This is a genomic window from Romboutsia lituseburensis, assembly GCF_024723825.1.
Lineage (GTDB): Bacteria > Bacillota > Clostridia > Peptostreptococcales > Peptostreptococcaceae > Romboutsia_F > Romboutsia_F lituseburensis_A.
The window spans coordinates 1-3,030 of the sequence record NZ_JANQBQ010000006.1 but is presented as its reverse complement, the minus strand read 5'-3'; the positions used below and the strand labels follow the sequence as shown (position 1 = coordinate 3,030).

At 25.7% G+C, this 3,030-nt stretch carries 2 protein-coding genes; both read right to left on the bottom strand.

Annotation, left to right across the window (positions count from 1 at the left end; translation table 11 throughout):
- Window positions 1–291 precede the first annotated feature (291 nt).
- Window positions 292–1,566, bottom strand: coding sequence for a plasmid recombination protein (locus NWE74_RS19085; protein ID WP_258244646.1), 1,275 nt, complete (start codon window positions 1,564–1,566; stop codon window positions 292–294).
- A 522-nt stretch (window positions 1,567–2,088) separates the two neighbouring features.
- Window positions 2,089–3,030, bottom strand: a 942-nt coding sequence (locus NWE74_RS19080) for a protein rep (protein WP_258244645.1), incomplete at its 5' end; no start/stop codon positions are given.

Here is a 3,030-nt window from a genome sequence, read left to right as displayed (position 1 = left end):
TTTATCTTTTTAGCTTGTATAATTAATCATGAAATTGTATAAAATTTTATTAAATTAATAAATAAAGCTATCTCCTTTCTAAGTGTTTTATAATTGTTTCTCGTCAATTCAATTATACCATACTTTTTCCATGCAGGAGATAGTTTTTTTTATTGTCTGAAACCGTTGAAAATACTAGCTTGAAACAGGGTCGTAAACAACAAAAACGTCCGAAAGATGTTTCCTATAGTATCAAGATAGAGGAAAAAGCAAAAAAACACCCCCATTTTTGGGGGTATTTTTATTAAAAATTTACATCTCAATTTCTGTATTTTTATTTTTATATTTAGGCTCATTTTTTTTCTTTTCTTCAACCACTTCTGATAAGTCATATTTATTAAATAAATCAATTAAATGCTTTTTTTCTGAATTTGAATTTATATATGCCTCTTTGTATGCTGCCAAATCTTTTTTTATTTGTTGAATTTCATTTCTATATTTTTCTTCAGTTGTTTTTTTAATATGATCCTTTACATAATCCAATTCAGATTTAAGTGAGTTATAATCTTTTTCTATTTGCTTTAATCTTTTGTTTTCCAATTCAAGTTTATTTATCTCTTTAAATAAATCTTCATTGGTTGCTAAATTCTGCATCAATTTATTTTCATCAAAGTCATACGACGAAGTCAATTTTTCTGCTTTATTTGTAAAAAGCTTATAATCGTCTCCTAAAAACTGTCTTAATAAAGTCCCCGTAAGTTTATACATATCATTTTCTTGAATATAATAACTACCTGAACCACCAAAAATACCTTTTGAGTATTTAGAATTTGATTTTATTGTATTCTCTATTCTTTGCTCTGCATTATCATATTTAAGTTTATATTCAGTAAATCCTTTGTTCATATCCTCCATATGCTTTAAATTCTCTTTAAATGCGTCTAAGACATATTTAGAACTCTCTTTCAAAGCTTTATATTCAATAATGGGTATGTAAGACCTCTTAGGCTCATTCTTTTGGATTATTTCTATATTTTCACTTTTAGCTAATTCTTTTATATGTTCCCTCTCTCTTTCATACCAATCAACCATTTGACCACCAAGAGCTTTAGATATGGAATTACGTTTCGATAAACCCTTTTTATAACCTTCTGCAACTGGAACAAAATCAATATGTAAATGTGGAGTTTCTTCGTCTAAGTGCATTACAGCATTGAAAACTTTTAAAGTTGGATTTCTTTTTTCAAAGTCAATCATATAATCATTCAATACTCTAGTGGCAGATGATTTATCTGCAAAATCTTTATCTCCAACTTGGACCACAATTTCATAAAAGAGATTTTCTTGTTTCGACTTTGCAATTTTATCATAGTAATTATCAATTTTTCTATCGGCTCTTTTTTGTTTTGAATTATATTCATCAACTTCATTTTGAAAAATCTCTTTATAAAATTCTTTTAAATCTTTTTGAACATAAATTATATTATTTTTAACTCTATCTTTATCAATATTATCAGTTAAGAATTTTCTATTGTTATGATTAATGTTTCCTTTTCCCTTAACAAATGAAACGGTCGCTTGTTTCATTTTTTCACCCCCTAATATTATGATTTTCAATCATAATATCATCGGTTTGTTTCTTTGTCAAAGAAACCCTTATATACTTTTGACAAGTGTATCAAAAGAAGGGCTCTTGCAGAGGGCTATGTTCCACCAAAGTACCACCAAAAAAACACCAAAGTTCCACCCAAAAAAAACCACATTTTTCTTAGTGGTTTTAGGAAATTTAAAATTATTTGTGAGACTAAAAAACATTAAGACCTTGCCATTTTTGAAAAATTGGCAAACCCAAAAAACTTTTCTATCACTCGCCGTTAAGCAACCCCACTTCATGAAGAAGTGAGGAATTTAAAAGTATATTTTTTCGAACTCATCAAGATAGTATTTAAAAATTTTTCTAAACATTTCATAGAAAATTTTTTAAATCTGCATCTTGATTTCGTATCTAAGATTATTTTTTTCACACAAAAAGAGAAACAAACCTAACAGATCTGTTTCTCTTTTTTAAATATTAAATGAGTAAATTTAATAATTTAATTATAACATATTTTAATCTATATCAAATTCCTCAATTAGTTTTTTATTATATTTTATTTTATATTCTTCACTTAACTCTTTAAAAGCAAATAAGTTATATTCGTTTTTATCAAAATTCCAAGTATGCGATATCAAAAATTCATAATAATTTGTATCAATTTCTTTCAGATAATCCAAATCACCTTGTTTATATAGTTCTAAAATCTCTTTAAAAATTCCATTATATGTTATAAGTTTTTTGCTCTTTAGTGCTTTGTAAAACATGTCAAATACTTCTTGACTAACTGTATAATCACTATCTTTTGCACCGTATTTTGCAATTTCTGAAATTGACTTTTTATCAGATACATCTATCTTCCTAACATCAACTTGATTTATTGCATTATCTCTTTTACACTCTTTCCAAAGTTCTAAAAATTTCTTTTTAGATAAATAGTCTTTATTTTTAAAATAAGACTTATTTACTGCAATGATCACATGAAAATGTGGGTGATATGTATTTTCTTTTTTGTTATAAGTTATTTCTAATTTCCTAACATAACCTTTATTTATTTTTACAAACTCTTTTCTTTTAGCTAATCTTAAAAAACTTTCATTGAAATCTTTAATTTCATCATTAAGTTTTTCTCCAGGAACATTTGGAGCAGTCAGAGTAAGAAATATAAATTCATATCCAAATTCTTTTTTCAAGTACTCCATTAAAATTGAAAGTTGCATTGTATCCTTCTTTGTTTTTCTCCAAGAACACATTGGACAAAATCTATTTTTGCAAAAATTAGATTTAAGTAATTTTTTATTATTCAAATCTCTATCTCCTAAAAATTCTAAATAACTTCCACATTCATTTATAGCAAATCTACTTGTATTTGAAATATGCTTGTCTATAAAGCTTATTAAGTTTAAATTTTTCTTTTTTTTATCAGAATATTTTTCCTCTAGTTTTATATCTTGCAT